At 72.5% G+C, this 15,508-nt stretch carries 16 protein-coding genes; 6 read left to right on the top strand and 10 right to left on the bottom strand.

What is annotated here, in order from left to right; translation table 11 throughout:
* Nucleotides 1–22: 22 nt before the first annotated feature.
* The 3 genes from ACQP2F_RS19475 to ACQP2F_RS19465 all read left to right on the top strand — a co-directional run bounded on the left by ACQP2F_RS19475 (nucleotide 23) and on the right by ACQP2F_RS19465 (nucleotide 2,841).
* Nucleotides 23–760 (top strand): class I SAM-dependent methyltransferase, encoded by a 738-nt coding sequence (locus tag ACQP2F_RS19475; protein ID WP_433305956.1) that lies wholly within the window; start codon nucleotides 23–25, stop codon nucleotides 758–760.
* A 32-nt stretch (nucleotides 761–792) separates the two neighbouring features.
* Nucleotides 793–1,233 carry a MarR family winged helix-turn-helix transcriptional regulator gene (locus ACQP2F_RS19470; protein ID WP_433305954.1) on the top strand — a complete coding sequence of 147 codons (441 nt, stop codon included), beginning with the start codon at nucleotides 793–795 and terminating at the stop codon, nucleotides 1,231–1,233.
* 174 nt (nucleotides 1,234–1,407) lie between these two features.
* On the top strand, nucleotides 1,408–2,841 hold the full coding sequence (locus tag ACQP2F_RS19465; RefSeq protein ID WP_433305951.1) for an MATE family efflux transporter: 1,434 nt from the start codon (nucleotides 1,408–1,410) through the stop codon (nucleotides 2,839–2,841).
* On the opposite strand, the gene ACQP2F_RS19460 is transcribed toward ACQP2F_RS19465, so the two are convergent.
* From ACQP2F_RS19460 to ACQP2F_RS19435, 6 genes are all read right to left on the bottom strand, one after another.
* Nucleotides 2,831–3,988 carry an alpha/beta hydrolase family protein gene (locus ACQP2F_RS19460; protein WP_433305949.1) on the bottom strand — a complete coding sequence of 386 codons (1,158 nt, stop codon included), beginning with the start codon at nucleotides 3,986–3,988 and terminating at the stop codon, nucleotides 2,831–2,833. The two genes, ACQP2F_RS19465 and ACQP2F_RS19460, sit on opposite strands and share 11 nt — an antisense overlap.
* Nucleotides 3,985–4,320, bottom strand: coding sequence for a transcriptional regulator (locus ACQP2F_RS19455; RefSeq protein ID WP_433305947.1), 336 nt, complete (start codon nucleotides 4,318–4,320; stop codon nucleotides 3,985–3,987). The genes ACQP2F_RS19460 and ACQP2F_RS19455 overlap by 4 nt, the downstream gene beginning before the upstream one ends.
* Complete coding sequence (locus ACQP2F_RS19450) at nucleotides 4,317–5,018, bottom strand: hypothetical protein (protein WP_433305945.1); 702 nt, start codon at nucleotides 5,016–5,018, stop codon at nucleotides 4,317–4,319. The genes ACQP2F_RS19455 and ACQP2F_RS19450 overlap by 4 nt, the downstream gene beginning before the upstream one ends.
* 66 nt (nucleotides 5,019–5,084) lie before the next feature.
* The gene (locus ACQP2F_RS19445; RefSeq protein WP_433305943.1) at nucleotides 5,085–5,585 is read right to left on the bottom strand and encodes an SRPBCC family protein; all 501 of its coding nucleotides are present in this window, start codon (nucleotides 5,583–5,585) and stop codon (nucleotides 5,085–5,087) included.
* Nucleotides 5,582–5,908: an ArsR/SmtB family transcription factor gene (locus ACQP2F_RS19440; RefSeq protein ID WP_433305941.1), complete on the bottom strand. Its 327-nt coding sequence runs from the start codon at nucleotides 5,906–5,908 to the stop codon at nucleotides 5,582–5,584. The genes ACQP2F_RS19445 and ACQP2F_RS19440 overlap by 4 nt, the downstream gene beginning before the upstream one ends.
* Before the next feature lie 50 nt (nucleotides 5,909–5,958).
* A complete protein-coding gene (locus tag ACQP2F_RS19435; RefSeq protein ID WP_433305939.1) occupies nucleotides 5,959–7,602 on the bottom strand; it encodes a methyl-accepting chemotaxis protein in 1,644 nt (547 codons plus the stop codon).
* Between the two features lie 174 nt (nucleotides 7,603–7,776).
* Between ACQP2F_RS19435 and ACQP2F_RS19430 the strand changes: the two genes are divergently transcribed.
* Entirely contained in the window at nucleotides 7,777–8,004 is a 228-nt protein-coding gene (locus ACQP2F_RS19430; protein WP_433305937.1) for a hypothetical protein, read from the top strand.
* Nucleotides 8,005–8,062: 58 nt separating this feature from the next.
* Complete coding sequence (locus ACQP2F_RS19425; RefSeq protein ID WP_433305935.1) at nucleotides 8,063–9,349, top strand: FAD-binding oxidoreductase; 1,287 nt, start codon at nucleotides 8,063–8,065, stop codon at nucleotides 9,347–9,349.
* A gap of 451 nt (nucleotides 9,350–9,800) precedes the next feature.
* Here the strand turns inward: ACQP2F_RS19425 and ACQP2F_RS19420 are convergent, their stop codons facing one another.
* Genes ACQP2F_RS19420 through ACQP2F_RS19410 form a run of 3 tightly spaced genes read right to left on the bottom strand, consistent with a single transcriptional unit; the run spans nucleotide 9,801 to nucleotide 13,412 of the window.
* Nucleotides 9,801–11,051: an MFS transporter gene (locus ACQP2F_RS19420; RefSeq protein WP_433305933.1), complete on the bottom strand. Its 1,251-nt coding sequence runs from the start codon at nucleotides 11,049–11,051 to the stop codon at nucleotides 9,801–9,803.
* A 43-nt stretch (nucleotides 11,052–11,094) separates the two neighbouring features.
* Nucleotides 11,095–12,069: an LLM class flavin-dependent oxidoreductase gene (locus ACQP2F_RS19415; protein ID WP_433305931.1), complete on the bottom strand. Its 975-nt coding sequence runs from the start codon at nucleotides 12,067–12,069 to the stop codon at nucleotides 11,095–11,097.
* The gene (locus tag ACQP2F_RS19410; protein ID WP_433305929.1) at nucleotides 12,066–13,412 is read right to left on the bottom strand and encodes an LLM class flavin-dependent oxidoreductase; all 1,347 of its coding nucleotides are present in this window, start codon (nucleotides 13,410–13,412) and stop codon (nucleotides 12,066–12,068) included. Before ACQP2F_RS19410 ends, ACQP2F_RS19415 begins: the two co-directional genes overlap by 4 nt.
* Nucleotides 13,413–13,510: 98 nt before the next feature.
* Here ACQP2F_RS19410 and ACQP2F_RS19405 point away from each other — a divergent pair, with 98 nt between their 5' ends.
* A complete protein-coding gene (locus ACQP2F_RS19405) occupies nucleotides 13,511–14,353 on the top strand; it encodes a LysR substrate-binding domain-containing protein (RefSeq protein WP_433305927.1) in 843 nt (280 codons plus the stop codon).
* On the opposite strand, the gene ACQP2F_RS19400 is transcribed toward ACQP2F_RS19405, so the two are convergent.
* A complete protein-coding gene (locus tag ACQP2F_RS19400; RefSeq protein WP_433305925.1) occupies nucleotides 14,316–15,458 on the bottom strand; it encodes a LacI family DNA-binding transcriptional regulator in 1,143 nt (380 codons plus the stop codon). The two genes, ACQP2F_RS19405 and ACQP2F_RS19400, sit on opposite strands and share 38 nt — an antisense overlap.
* Between the last annotated feature and the right edge of the window lie 50 nt (nucleotides 15,459–15,508).

The following is a 15,508-nucleotide window of genomic DNA, read 5'->3' as shown; positions in this document are numbered from 1 at the left end:
ACCGAATCAGCGGCATGACACGATGTCCGATGTGGAGGACCGCAATCCGGCGCTCGTCTTCGGGGAGACGGCCGCCTTCTACGACCGCGTCCGGCCCGCCTATCCGGCCGCGCTGATCGATGACGTGCTCGCCGTCGCCGGGAGCGAGGTGCGGGCGCTGGAGGTCGGCGCCGGCTCGGGCCGCGCCACCGCCGCCTTCGTCGCCCGCGGCGTGCCGGTGACCGCGATCGAGCCCGATCCCGCGATGGCCGGCCTGCTGGCCGCCCGCTGCCCGGGCGCCGAGCTCTTCCGCGGGACGTTCGAGCAGTTCCGCCCGGCCGAGCGGTTCGGCCTGCTCTACAGCGCCGAGGCCTGGCACTGGACCGATCCCGCGACCCGGTGGTCCCGGGCCACCGACGCGCTGGCCGAGGGCGGCACGCTGGCGCTCTTCTGGAACACCGAGCGGATCGACGACCCGGCCCGGTGGGCGGCGATGCTCCGGGTCTACGCCGACCTGGCCCCGGCGGTCGTCTTCCGCGACGCGCCGGTCCACGACGGGCCGGACGCCTCCTGGGCGCCCACCAGCCGGCGTTATCTCACCCGCCGGGCGATGCCGGCGGCCGACTACCTGGGCCTGGCTCAGACCCGCTCGCAGTTCCGTATGCTGCCGGCCCCGGTCCGGCCGGCGCTGCTCGAAGCGCTGACCGCCCTGTTCGACGACGAGGTGCCGCTGGCCATCGAGACCACCCTGGTGCTGGGCACCCGTCCGTTAGAGCCTTGACGGTTAGAGCTCTAACGTTTAGAGTTCTAACCATGGACGAACCGAAGCTCACCGGCACGCTCGACCAGATCCGCTGGATCGGCTGGGCCCAGCGCAAGGCCGGCGAGGACTGGGTACGGGCGCGGGAGCTGAGCTTCGAGCAGGCCTTCGCGATCGGCTACCTGGCCGACCACCCCGGCGCCAAGCAGCGTGAGCTGGCCGAGATCACCCGTACCAGCGCCGCCAGCGTCTCGAGCCTGCTGCAGGGCCTCGAGCGCCGCGGCCTGGTCGAGCGCCGCACCGAGGGCGGCGACGAGCGCAGCAAGCGGGTCTACGCGACCCCGGCCGGCGTCGAGCTGACCGCCGGCTTCGCCACCGCGATGGCCGCCGCCGACGAAGTCATCCTCGCCCCGCTCGACGAGAGCGAGCGCGCCACCCTGCACGCCCTCCTCACCAAGATCACCGCCAAGCTCCCGCGACCGACGCGCTCCTGACCGTCCCGCACCGCCTCCCGCCGGCGCCGCCGCACCGGCTCCCGCCGCACCCCTCGCGCCCGCACCCCTCCCGCCGCTCCGCACCATTCCGCTCCGCACCCCAAGCAATCGGCGCCGCCGCCTAAAGATCCGCCGCGCCCTCCCCTGCCGGAAATATCCCGAAAGAAGATGACAATGGCCACCACCATCGCGTCACCCACCGAAGCCGACCCCGTCGGCACCAACCGCTGGTACCTCTCCGCCGCCCCGATCGCCCGCGCCCTGGTCCACCTCTGCGTCCCGATGGCCGCCGCGATGATCGTCGGCGCCGTCTACAACGTGATCAACGCCGGCTTCATCGGCTCCCAGCACGACACCGCCCTGCTCGCCGCGATCACGTTCGGCACCCCGCTGCTCGGCATCGTCATGGCGCTCGGCGGCGTGTTCGGCGTCGGCGGCGGCGCCCTGATCTCCCGGCTCCTCGGCGCGGCCGAGCACGACCCGGCCAGGGCGGGCGAGATCAAGCACGTCTCGTCCTTCGCCCTGTGGGGGTCGGTCCTGGCCGGCGCCCTGGTCGGCGCCGCCGGCCTTCTCCTGCTGCACCCGCTGGTCTCGCTGCTCGGCGCGAACGCCGCCGCCGTCCCGGCGACGCACTCCTACGTCGCGGTGATGCTGGCCTTCGTTCCGGTCCTGGCCGCGGCGTTCTGTCTGGAGCAGCTCGTACGAGCGGAAGGCGCCGCCCGCCAGGCCATGATCGGCCTGATCGCGTCCACCGTCGCCAATCTCCTGTTCGACGTCCTGTTCATCCTCGTGCTGCACTGGGGTGTCGCCGGCGCGGCCCTGGCCACCGGCCTCGCGAACCTCGTCACCGTCCTCTACTTCGCCCTCTGGCTGCAGCGCACCAGCGAGCACGTCAGCCTCGCCCCGCGCTGGTTCACCCTCTCCCCCGGCGTGCTGAAGCCCGTCTTCGGCATCGGATCGGGCGAGCTGCTGCAGTCCGCGTTCCTGATCGTCACCACCCTGGTGCTCAACAACCTGGCGGCCGGCTACGGCGACGGCCCGCTGGCCGCCATGGGCGTCGCGGTCCGCATCGCCCAGGTGCCCGAGTTCCTGGTCATGGGCGTCACCATCGGCGTGCTCCCGCTGCTCGCCTACTCGTACGGCAAGGGCGACCGCGGCCGCCTCACCGCCGCCCTGCGCGGCGCGGCGATCACCGTCGGCGCCGTCGTGCTGATCTTCTCGGGCTCGGTGTTCCTCTTCCGCGAGCAGGTGCTCACCGCGTTCTCGGCCGACCACTCGGTGCTCTCGATCGGCGTCACGGTGCTGGTCGCCCAGCTCGTCGCGACCGTGGTCAACGGCTTCACCGGCCTGATCACGTCGCTGTTCCAGGCCACCGGGCGGGCGCTGCCGGCAATCGTGATGTCGATGTCGCAGGGCATCCTGTTCATCCCGATCGTGCTGCTCGGCAACCTCTGGTTCGGGCTGTCCGGCATCATCTGGGCGCTGACTGTCACCGAGATCATCGTGTTCCTGGCCGGCGCCCTCCTGTGGCTCGCCTCCCGCCGGGCCATCGACCGCGGCCTGGCCGAGGGCAGCCCCGAGCGGGCCGAGCAGGCCCTCAGCGAATGAACCTCACCTCCGGGAAGGCGGCGCTCGGTCCGCGGAGCAGGCGCTGCCGCCGGTTGCGCAGGTGCAGGTCGAAGAACGCCAGCGGGTACGCCTGCTGGATGCGCACGGCTCGGCCGGGATCGAGCGTGCCGACCCACTCGGCGAGATCCTCCGGGCTCATGCCGGTGATCGCGGCCAGGGGCGGGATCAGCCACTGGGAGTCGGTGTAGGACCCGTGGACGGCGCCCTCGGCCCGCACGTCGAGCCGCCATCCGCGCAGCAGCTGCCAGAACTCCTCGACGGCCGGCTCGGCGTCCCGGCCGAAGTCGGCGGTCATCAGCATGAACGGCCGATCGATCGCGACCGGCCGCGGCACCGACTCCATCGGTCCGTCCAGGCTCAGCCCGGCCCGGACCCGGGGGTCGATGTTCATCGTGATCGCGGTCGAGGTGGCGCCCTTCGACCAGCCGAACATCCCGACCCGGCGCAGGTCGAGGGCGGCGCCGAGCCCGGCCGGGAGGCGGCGGCGCCCGGCGTCCGGGTTGCGGCCGGCGGCGAGCGCCTCGATGCGGTCGAGCACGAAGACCATGTCGTGGGCGGAGTCCCAGGGCGTGAAGGAGTCCTCGCTCGGGACGGCCACCCGCCCGTCCGGGAACTCGCTGTATCCGTCGCCGGTGTGGTCGACGGTGACCACGACGTAGCCGTGGCTGGCGAGCTCCTGCACCACGACGGTGGTCTCGGCCCGGCAGCTGTCGTTGCCGTGCGAGTAGAGAACGACCGGCAGCCGGTCACGGGCGTGAAGCACCGGAGCCGCCTCGTGCCCGGCCGTCGGCGGCGCCCCCGCGGCGTCGCCGCCGATGCCGACGCCGTCGAGCAGCGCCCGCCAGCCGGCCGCCGGCATCCAGGGCGCCACCGGAAAGCGGCACGCGCCGGCGGCGGCCGGATACCAGACACTGGCCATCAGCTCGCGGCCGTTCGGCGCGCCGAGAAGATGCAGGTCGACGGTGCCGATGGGGTGCGGGCCGGTCGGTGGCGGCGTCATGAGAAGGGCCTTGCCCGGCGCGGCCTCAGCACCGGCGGCATGAGCGCGACCGGCACCGAACGGGACAGTGGCGCCGACGGCGAGGGCGGCGGCGAGCAGGTGGCGGCGGGTCAGGGCGGTGGTCATCGGTCCTCCGGGGTGTCGGTGGTCTCGACCCGGGCGATCAGCTGCTTGAGCCGGCGGATCTCCTCGGCCAGCGCGGTGGTGCCGGCGTCGGTCAGCGTGATCCAGGTGCGCCCGCGCTTGCCCTCGTAGCCCTTCTCGACCTGGACCAGGCCGGCCGACTCGAGGACGCCGAGGTGCTGCGAGAGGTTCCCGGCGGTGAGCTGCAGGTGGGTGCGCAGGTAGCCGAACTCGACCCGGCGCGCCTCGTGCGCGATGGTGAGGATGCCGAGGCGTACGCGCTGATGCACCACCTCGTCGAGACCCTGGGACGGATGGGTGTCCGGGGCGGTCATCGCGTCCGCCGCCGGGCCCACGCGAAGCCGATCGCGCCGAGCAGCAGCACCGTGCCGTTGATGACCTGCTGCGGCAGGAACGCGGTGTGGATCGAATAGGCGTGGCCCCAGCCGAAGTCGACCGGGGTCAGGACGACCACCAGGTAGAGCGCGGTGAACGCCAGCAGCGCCGGGTTGCGCTCGAGCCAGGCCAGCACGAGCAGCGCGATCCCGATCGTGCCCCACGGCGCGACCAGGCGATCGAGGAACAGGATCCAGTCCGCGGTCGGCGGCGCGTCCGGCCCCACCGGATGACCGTGGAGGTAGACGCGCACCGCGATGGCGGCGGCGATGAACAGCAGGACCAGGGCGGCGCCGGTGATCACGTACGGCAGGACGCGGGCGCCCAGCCCCCGTGACCGGGCGACTCGCACATAGAGGTAGGCGATCACGCCGTACGCCAGCAGAAGTGCCGGCGGCCAGAACCACACCATGCCCTGCCGGTCGAACCGGCAGGCCTCCCCGCCGCCGGCCGCCGGCGTGCAGTGGGCGACGAGGAAGAACCAGTCGAACGGGATGGCCAGGAACGTCACCCCGGCCAGGACCAACAGCGTGACCCAGGTCAGCCGCTGGTCGGCCCGCACCCGGCGAGCGAGGGAGCGGGCGTCGGCCAGCAGCCGCCGCGGGTCACTGCCGGTGGGCACCGAGTCAGTTGTCATGCCAATAGGTTTGCACAACAAACCAATTGGCGCCAGTAACAGATTCGCGACGAAGATCGATCGGGTCTACGCCGTCAGCGCCGGGTAGGCCGGCATCAACTCGGTCCACCGCTGCTTCCACGGCACCCGCGGGATTCCGGCAAGATGGGCGCCCAGGTCCTCCAGGTGCGCCTGCCACCCGGCGCCGTGGAAGTGGGCGCTCTCGGCCGGCAGCCCGCGCTCCTCGACGACCAGCCGGGTCTTGTCGCCCTCGGCCGTGAGAACCGCCTCGATCACGGTCTCGTCCGGCGTGCCCGGCTCCATCGTGAGCAGCAGCCGGTGCGGCCGCTCGCACACGTCGACCCGGCCCGGACCGTCCCAGCTGCTGGTGAACGTCGCGTGGAACGTCCCACCGAGGCTGAGGTCGCCGCTGACCTCGCCGATCCAGTTCGCCAGCCGGGCCGGCTCGGTGACCGCCGACCAGAGGTTGTCGATGTCGGTGTCGTAGACGTCCTCGACCCGGACCGCTCCCCGGCCGTCGCTCATACGGCGCAGCCCGCCGAGCACGCGGGCCTCATCGTTGCTCATGTCTCGCCTTCCTGATCGGGTCGCCCGCGGGCGACTTCGGCGTGGAGGGCGGTGAGCCGGCGACGCCACAGGTCGCGGTAGGGTCCGAGCCAGGCGTCGAGATCGGCGAGCGCCTCCGGCCGCAGCGAGTACACCCGCCGCTGAGCGTCCTGCCGCACGTCGACCAGCCCGGCCTCACGCAGCACCCGCAGGTGCCGGGAGACACCGGGCCGCGCGATCGGCAGCAGCGCGGCCAGCTCGTTGACCGTCGCCGGCCGCTCGACCAGCGCGTCCAGGACAACTCGCCGGCTCGCGTCGGCCAGCGCGTGCAGCACCGCATCCACGCCGTGAATGTACCCGATCGGTTACGTACCCAGCAAGGTACGTAAGGCGTCTAGACGCGGAAGGTGGAGACCAGGCTGCTCAGCTCGGTCGACATGCGGGCGAGCTCGGAGGTGGCCTGCTGCGTCTCGGCCACGCCCTCGCTGGTCATCCGGGCCGCCTCGGCGACGCCGGTGATGTTGAGGGCAATCTCGCCGGTGCCGCCGGCCGCCTCGCTCACGCTGCGGTTCATCTCGGCGGTGGTCGCGGTCTGCTCCTCCACGGCGGAGGCGATGGTGGTCTGGAACTCGCTGATCCGCTCGATGACGATCGAGATCTCCTCGATGGCGGAGACCGCGCCGCTGGTGTCGGCCTGGATCGCCTGCACGCGGCGGGAGATGTCCTCGGTGGCCCGGGCGGTCTCCTGGGCGAGGTCCTTGACCTCGGAGGCGACGACGGCGAAGCCCTTGCCCAGCTCGCCGGCGCGGGCCGCCTCGATGGTGGCGTTGAGGGCGAGCAGGTTCGTCTGCTCGGCGATCGCGGTGATCGTCTTGATGACGTTGCCGATCTCGGCCGAGGAGTCGCCGAGCTTGTTCATGGTGGCCGACGTGCTGGCGGTGATGGAGACCGCCTCGGCCGCGACCCGGGCGGCCTCGGCGGCGTTCTGGGAGATCTCCCGGATCGAGGCGCCCATCTGCTCGCTGCCCGACGACACGGTCTCGACGCTGCGGGAGACCTCCTCGGCGGCGGCCGACACGGCCTGCGCCTGGCTCGACGTCTGCTCGGCCGAGGCGGCGATGTTGGCGGCGGTGCCGCTCATCTGCTCGGAGGCGCCGGCCAGCGAGGCGGCGGACGCCTCGATGGTGGTGATCGTCTGCCGAAGCCGGGTCATGGCGGCGTCCAGCGAGCGAGCCATCCGGCCGGGCTCGTCGCGGGTGTCGAGACCGGTGCTGCGGGTCAGGTCGCCCTCGGCCAGCCCGTCGCACACATAGGTGACCTTCGTCAGCGAACCCACGATCATGCGGGCGACGACGGCACCGATCGCCAGGGCCACGATCAGGCCGACGATCAGCGTGATGATCGAGGTGGTCCGGCTCGACTCGTACCCGGACTTGGCCGCGGCCGCGTTCTTCGCCGCGTCGGCCGTCTCCAGGCCGTCCATGGTGGTGAGCGTGGCGAAGATCTTGTTCAGGGCCGGGATCGTCTGGGTGTCGCGGATCTGGGCCCACTCGGTCAGCGCGTTGCGCGCGCCGGTCGGAAGCAGCTTGGTCTTCACGAGATCGGTGTAGGTGTTCCACTCGGTCTGGAGCTGGTCGATCACCGCGGCGCTCGAGGCCGGGTTGCTGGCGCGGTAGGCGGTCATCGCGGTGCCGAACCTCTCGATGTCGGCGTTGGTCGCGTCGGTGAACTTCGCGGTGGACGCGTCGTCGCGGGACAAGGCCTGGTTCGCGACATCGGACCGGGTCTGCAGGACGCTGGCCCTCAGCTGGCCGACCGCCTTGATGCTGGCCACGTTGCTGCTGTAGATCAGCTGAGCCGAGTTGCTGGCGCCGCGCAGCGACGTCAGTCCCATGATTCCGACGACCAGCGCGACCACGGCCGCGAGCCCGACCGCGGCCAGAACCTTGATGCTGACGCTCAGATCGGCGAACGACGGCCGTCGTGCCCCGGCCACAGCGCCGGCGCCGGCTCCCGCCGAAGCTGATATAACCGCCATAGCTGGTCTCCGTCCCCAAAAGTCAGAATTATCCCGCGAACGAGGGCGTCATCTCACTATGCGAGGAGCGGGCCGACCGCCGCCGCTGTTTCGATGGATCCCGCCGGTTCCGGCCGGGCGGTCCGGGAGCCAAATGGTTCGACAGCGGGTCGCCCTCCCCGGGAGGATGCGGTCATGTCCGGCGCACCCGAGGGATTCACCTACCGTGTCCGCAAGAACGGCGACGTCGAGGTGCTGCACCACGGCCGCCCGGCCGCCTTGCTCCGCGGCCCGGCCGCTGCCCGCTTCCTGACCGACGTCGAGAGCGACGATCCCCAGGAGCTGATGGCCCGCCTCACCGGCAACTACAAGCACGGCAACGAGCGCACCGCCCGCAACCATCCCCGCAACCGCCGTCGATGAGACCCGTGGCGCCGGTCACATCCGGTCACAGGGACATGTTCGCTCACGTCGGGGGTTCATGACCTACGACATCATCGAGCCCGGCAACCCCGACTACGAGACCGCACGCAACACGTTGCTGGCCAGCGGCAACCCGGCCTGCGTCATCCGCCCCCAGACGGTGGGCGACGTGCAGGGGGCGGTCCGGGAGGTTCACGGCCGCCGCCTGTCGGTGCGCGGCGGCGGCCACGGCTTTCCCGGATTCGGCACCAACGACGGCGGCGTGGTCATCGACCTGCGCCACCTCGACGACGTGGAGATCATCGACAAGGACCGCCATCTCGTACGGGTCGGAGGCGGCGCCACCTGGGGCACGGTGGCCGCGGCCCTCACCCCGTACGACCTCGGGATCTCGTCGGGTGACACCCGGAGCGTGGGCGTCGGCGGGTTGACGTTGTCCGGCGGCATCGGCTGGAAGGTCCGCAAATACGGCCTGGCCCTGGACAACCTGGTCGGCGCGCAGGTCGTCACGGCGGCCGGCGAGGTCGTGCGGGCCGACGCCGAGGAGAACCCGGACCTGTTCTGGGCGCTGCGCGGCGGCGGCGGGAACTTCGGGATCGTCACCGCCTTCGAGTTCGCCGCCCACCCGACGACCGAGGTGCTGCACGGCAAGATCGCCTTTCCGGCCACGGAAGCCGGGAGTGTGCTGGAGGGCTGGGCCGCTTACCTCCGTACGGCCGCGGAAGATCTCACCTCGGTCGCCGCGCTCGCCAACCCGTTCGCCCGCGGCCCGCAGGCGCCGCTCGAGATCCACGTGGTCGTCGACGGCACCGAGCCGGAGGTCCTGGACCCGATCCGCCGGCTCGGCACCGTCATCGCCGATGACGTGACCGTCAAGCCCTACGCCGAGACGCTGGAGGAGGGCATGACCCCGCCGCCCGGCATCCGGCTGGCCACCCGCAACGCGTTCGTCCGGAGCGGCGAGGTCCGGAACGTGCTGCGGATTCTGACCGGGGAGGCGGCGAGCGGCCGGTCCCCGATCCTCGCCATCCGCGGTCTCGGCGGCGCGGTCGCCCGGGTGCCGGCCGGCACCACCGCGTACGCTCACCGCGACGCCGAGCTGATGGTGGTGGGCAGCGCGATCGGGCCCGAGCCGGTCCTCGAGGCCACCGCCGCGGCCCGGGCGGCGTTCTGGAACCGGCTCGCGCCGCACACCGCCGGCATGTACGCGAACTTCGTCTCCACCGCCGGAGACGAGGACGTGGCCGAGATCTATCCCCCGTCGACGCGGGCGCGGCTGGCCGCGGTGAAGCGCCGGTTCGACCCGGGCAACGTCTTCGCCGGCAACCACAACGTGCGCCCGTGATCCCCGAGGCGAACGCCGGGCGCGGGCCGCGGTGGTTGGGCGACGGGCCCGATTAGGCGGCCCGCCCCGGAACAGTGGCGTCGCCCTTTACTCTGCTTACGCCCTTTGCTCTGCTTACCTGGACGCGCATCGGTCCATCCGACAGCGATGAGGATTTGCCGCGAGACGCCGCGCCCGTTTTCTCCAAGATCTCGGTCGGTCCGTCTCGGCGAGTGAACAGAGCCGCTGGTCGTGACGCGCCCGCGCGTATAGGTGCGCAGAGCTGCGAAATGCGAGCGGCCCGCAGCGTGCAGGCAGCGGTGAGCGGGCCGCGGTGGGAGGAGGCGGTGAGCGGGCCGCGGCGTGCAGGCAGCGGTGAGCGGGCCGCGGTGGGAAGGCGGCGGTGCGCGGGCCGCAACGGAAAGGCCGCGGTGAGCGAGCCGCGCCGGGCGGCCCGCGGCGGGCGGGTGCGCTAGTCGCCGGCCGGGTGTGGGGTGGGGTGGGAGTCGTCGGCGTGGGCGATGCGGGTCAGCTGCGGCCACAGCAGCACCAGGAACACGGCCGATCCGGCGAAGGCGAACCAGAACGGCGCCGTCACCCCGTAGCGGCCGGCCAGCACACCCCCGACGGCCGAGCCGGCGACCAGGCCACCGAAGACGCTCAGCGTGTAGACGCTCGTCACCCGGCCCTGCAGGTGGGTCGGCACGGCGCGCTGGCGGACGGTGGTCGACGTGGTGCCCCAGATGAACGCGTGCGCGCCGAAGACGAAGAAGATCGGGAGCGCCACGTACGGCGAGGTGGTCAGTGCGAGCGCCAGGTGGGTGAGCGTCTCGATGATCAGGCCGATCCGCATCACGTTGCCGAGGCTGACCCGGGCCGTGATCCAGCCGTAGAGCGCGGTGCCGAGCAGCCCGCCCGCCGCCGACACCGTGGTGATCAGCCCGAAGCCGACGGCGCCGAGGCCGAGCCGCTCGGTGGCGTAGAGGACGAGCACCGACCAGGCGGCCCCGAACGTCACATTGAAGATCAAAATCGTGAGGGCGAGCGTACGTACGGCCGCATGCCGGACGGTCCAAAGAAAGCCCTCGCGGATCTCCCGCCAGGCCCCGGCCGTGGCCGGCTCCGACCGGGCCGGGAGCCGGACCTTCGCCACCAGCAGCACGCCCGCCGCGACCAGCACCGCCTGGGCGACGAACGGCCACTGCCGGCCGGCCGTGAACAGGGCGGCGCCGATCGGCGGCCCGGCCAGCTGGTTGAGCGTGAGGAAGCCGAACTGCAGACGGGCGTTGGCCACGGCCAGGTCGTCGCGCGGGACGAGCATCGGGGTCAGCGTGGCCGAGGTGTTGTCGGCGAACACCTCGGCGGTGGCGAGCAGGCCCAGCGCCAGCAGCGCGCCCGGCGCCGTCAGGTGACCGGTCGCCAGGGTCACGACCAGGACCGTCAGCACGACCGCCCGGCTGCCGTCGGCGACGATCACGATCCGGCGGCGGTCGTGACGGTCGGACAGCACCCCCGCGTACAGGCCGAAGAGAAGTGGTGGCGCCCAGCCCAGCAGCGCCGCCAGCGAGATCAGGACGGGATCGCGGGTGAGCGACGCGACCAGCAGGGGCCCGGCCGCGGCCGCCACCCCGTCGCCGAGGTTGGTCACCCAGGAGGAGGCGAGCAACCAGCGGAACGAGCCGCCGAGCCGGGCGGGAACCACGCGTTCGGCGACCTTTTGCACCGCAAGACCGTACGGTTCGGGCCTCGCCCGGCGCGACCCTATTTCAGATCGCCGGCGACCAGCCCAGCGCCGGCGCGACCTCCTTGGCGATCAGCTCGAGTGCCTCGACCGCGGCGCCGAACTCGGGCACGCCCGGATTGAACTGGGTGATCAGGTCGGTCGCGACCGGCAGCACCCGCTCCCGCCGCAACTGCTCGACGATCTCGTCGGGGTGCCCGTAGAACGCGTGGAAGCGGAACAGGTAGTCCTCGACGCTCAGCCCGGCCGGGAACGTGCCGCGGGCCACGAAGCCGGCCGCCGCGTGGTTGAGGCCGTCCTCGATCTGGGCCAGCGCCGTCCGCTTGTCCTTGGCCGGGAACACGAACCGGGACAGCCCGATCCGGGGCGCGTGCGGCTTGTCCCAGGCGGCCAGGAACTCGTCCGCCCACACCCGCTGCACCACGTCGGTCGGTTCCTCATAGCCGTACGTGGCCCGGTTGAGCAGGAGGTTCGCCCCCGCCTGCGCGGCGAACCGGGCGCCCGCCGCGCTGAAGATCCCCTGCCAGATCCGGTCGGTGAAGTCGGTGGCGACCGGCGGCTGGATGGTGAAGCCGGGCGCGCCGACCTCCTCGCCGGCCAGCGCCCGCCGCAGCACGTCCAGGCCCTCGGTGGTCAGCTCCCGCTTGCGCTCGACGTCGACGCCGAAGGCCGCGTACTCCTCGGGCCCGGAGCCGCTGCTGACGCCGATCTCGACCCGGCCACCGCTGAGCGTGTCGACCACGGCGACGTCCTCGGCCAGCCGCAGCGGGTGCTCGAGCGGCAGGATCGTGACCGCGGTGGAGAGCCGGATCCGCTGGGTGCGGGCGGCGGCGTAGGCCAGGAACGGCCAGGGCGAGGAGAGGCCGCCACCCTGCAGCGGGGCGTGGTGCTGGGCCACCCACCCGACGTCGAAGCCCAGCTCGTCGGCCACGACGAACAGTTCCTGGGCGTTCCGGTACGCGTCGGTGCCCTGCACGTGGGTCAGAAAGCCGAGCCTCATGACACCAGAGCTCCACGGCGCGCGGCGGTGTGGACGTTCTCCGGGACCGGCAGGCCGAGGTTGCCCCGGAGCGTCGTCGACGCGTACCCGGCGCGGGCGATGCCCCGCTCCCGCAGGATCGGCAGCACCTGGTCGGTGAACCGGGCGAACTCGCTGGGCGCGGTGATGGTGAGGTTGATGCCGTCGAAGGCGCCGGCCTCGAACCACTCCTGGATCGCGTTCGCCACGGTCAGCGGCGAGCCGACGAAGGCCGAGCGCTGGGCGTCGATCGAGTGCTGGACGACCTGCCGCAGCGTCCAGCCGTTCTCGCGGGCCTGCTTCTTGATCCGCTCGGCCTGGGTCTTGAAGCTGCGGTCGCCGGCGTCGCCCAGCTCCGGGAACGGGGCGTCCAGGTCGTACCGCGTGAAGTCGTGCCAGCCGAACGGGCGGCCGAGCTCCTTGAGGGCCCGGTCGAAGGACTTGCCGCCGACCAGGGCCTGCTCCTTCTCGCGCGCCTCCTCGTCGGTGTCCGCGATGATCGGGCTGATCCCGGGCACGATCAGCACGTTCTCCGGGTCGCGGCCCTTGGCTGCGGCCCGCCGGCGCAGGTCGTCGCGGAAGGCCCGGCCCTGCTCGATGGTGGCGGCGTGCGTGAAGATCGCGTCGGCGATCGCCGCGCCCAGGTCACGGCCCTCGTCCGAGTCGCCGGCCTGGAAGATCACGGGCTGGCCCTGGGGCGAGCGCTGGATGTTCAGCGGGCCGACCACGTTGAAGTGCTCGCCGACGTGGTCGAGGCGGTGCTGCTTCGACTTGTCGAAGAACACGCCGCGCGCCTTGTCGCGGGGGAAGGCGTCGTCCTCGTACGAGTCCCACAGCCCCTGCACCACCCGGACCGACTCGAGCGCCCGGCCGTACCGCGCGGCGTAGTCGTAGTGCTCCTTGCGCCCGTAGTTACCCGCGGTGCCGCCGTCCCCGGTCGCGACCACGTTCCAGCCCGCGCGTCCCCCGCTGATCAGGTCCAGCGAGGCGAGCCGCCGGGCCAGGTTGAACGGGTCGTTGTACGAGGTCGTGAGCGTGCCGACCAGCCCGATGTTGGTCGTGTGCACGGCGACCGCGGACAGCAGCGTCAGCGGCTCCAGCCGGTTCAGGTAGTGATGCGGCGAGTCCGGCGTGATGAACTGGCTGTCGACGATGAAGACGTGGTCGAACTTCGCCGCCTCGGCCTGCTGCGCCCGGGCGATGTACCAGCGGATGTCCACGCTCGCGTCGCCGGGGATCTCGGGGTCGAGCCAGGTGTGGTGCTGCCCTGGCCCGCCGACGCCCATCAGGACGGCGCCGAGGATGAGGTGCTTACGGGTGCCCATGGTGACGAGTCTCGGCGGCGAGCGACGCCGCTGTCTAACGAGAGATCGTGATAACAGGCCATTACGCAGGCTCATCAATTCCTAGTAACCTGGTAGGCATGAGTCGGATTCTGGGCATCGCGCCGCTGCGCAGCTTCGTCGCCGTCGCGGACTGCGGCGGCTTCCAGCGGGCGGCCACCTCCCTGCACCTCACCCAGGGTGCCGTTTCCCAGCACGTACGGCGACTGGAGTCGACGCTCGGGCGGGCGCTCGTGGAGCGGGACGGCCGGGGTTCGCGCTTCACCTCCGACGGCGAGGCCCTGCTGACCCGGGCCCGGCGCATCCTCGCCGCCCACGACGAGACGCTGCAGGCGTTCGACGTGACGCCGTCGCTCTCGCTGGTGGTCGGCTCGACCGAGCATGCCGCGGCCCAGCTCCTCCCCGGCCTGTCGGCCGCGCTGGCGGCGACGTTCCCCGGCCATCAGCTCCGGTTCCGCATCGACCGCGGCGCGCAGCTGCGGTCCGGGCTGACCGAGGGCCGCATCGATCTCGCCCTGCTGCTCGGCCCGCCCGGCGACCCCGGCGCGCGACCGGTCGGCGAGCTGCCGCTGACCTGGTACTCCGCACCCGGCTGGCGGCGGCCGCCGGCCGGGGCGCCGATTCCGCTGGTCGCCTTCGACGCGCCGTGCGCGCTGCGCAGCCGGGCGCTGGAGACGTTCGCCGAGCACCGGCTGCCGGCCGAGGTCGGCTGCGAGGCCGCGAACCTGGCCGGCGTGGAGGCGGCGGTCCGGGCCGGGCTGGGCGTCGGGTTGATGGCGACCTTCGGTCAGCCGCTGGCCGGCTTGGTGGTGCGCGACGACCTGCCGCTCCCCCAGCCGCTGCCGCTGTCGGTGCAGCCGCGCCGCGGCCTGCCGGCCCGCGTCATCAGCGACGCGACCGAGGCCTTGGCCGGCCTGCTCTGACCGGCCCGGTGGTGCCCCGCACGACCAGGTGCGGCGCGACGACTTGTTCCCGCTGCTGGACCGGCTCCCCTTCGACCCGGGCGACCGCCCGCCCCACCGCGAGCCGGCTCATCATCGCCGTGTCCTGCGCGATCGTGGTCAGATCGACATGCGCGAGCCGCGCGAGATGGCTGTCGTCGTAGCCCACCACGCTGACATCACCCGGCACTTTCAGCCCTTCGCGCGCCAGCACGTCGAGCACCCCGGTCGCGCAGCGGTCGTTGAAGACCGTGATGGCGGTCGGCAGGTCCTCGAGAAGCGCCCGAGCCGCCGCGGCGCCGTCCTCTTCCGTGAGGCCGCCCCGGACGATCCGGATCCCATCACCGCCGCCGCGCCTCCCTCGCCCGCCGCGCGTTCCCTCGCCGCGTGGGTTTCCCTCGCCGCGCCGCTCTGCCTGGCCGCGCCGCTCTCCCTCGCCGCGCCACTCCCCCTCTCCTTCGCCGAGGGCGTGGCGGCGCATCGCGTCGCGGTAGCCGCTGCGGCGATCGGCGGCGCCCGGCGCGCGGCCCCCGTCGATGTGGGCGATCCGGCGGTGACCCAGCTCCACCAGGTGGTCGACCGCCCGGCGCAGGCCGTCGGCGTCGGCGTTGCGGACCACGTCGATCGCCGGGCTGCGCACGCCGCGCGCGACGGCGACGACCGGAAGCCGTTCCGCCAGCCGGGCCAGGCTCGCGACCGGTGACTGCGGTCCGAGCAGGATCAGGGCCTCGCACCGGTCCTGCAGCAGGCCGGTGATCGCCTCCGGCTCGGCGCGATGCGGCGTCACCGCGCTCAGCGCCAGCTCGTACCCGGTCTCGCGGGCCGCGGTGTAGAGGTCCGTGACCAGGTCGGCGTGGAACGCGTGCTGGATGCCGAAGACAACCCCGAGCAGCCGGCTGCGCCCGCTGCGCAGGAGGCGGGCCCGGCTGTCCGGCTGGTAACCCAGCTCGGCGGCGGCGTCGAGCACCCGCCGGCGGGTCTCCGGGCCGGCGCCCGGCTCGTCCCGCATGACCAGCGAGACCAGCGACTTCGAGACGCCGGCCCGGGCGGCCACGTCGGACAGTGTCGGCCTTCGATCGCCTGGCATGAAAACAGCCTAATCGCAGATGCTGGAACGTTCCAGGCCGCCGGGTTGAC

This window comes from Actinoplanes sp. CA-030573 (assembly GCF_050951115.1).
In the GTDB taxonomy this organism is placed as follows: Bacteria; Actinomycetota; Actinomycetes; order Mycobacteriales; family Micromonosporaceae; genus Actinoplanes.
The sequence above is the reverse complement of the archived record's forward strand: the minus strand, read 5'-3'. Positions and strand labels throughout refer to the sequence as shown.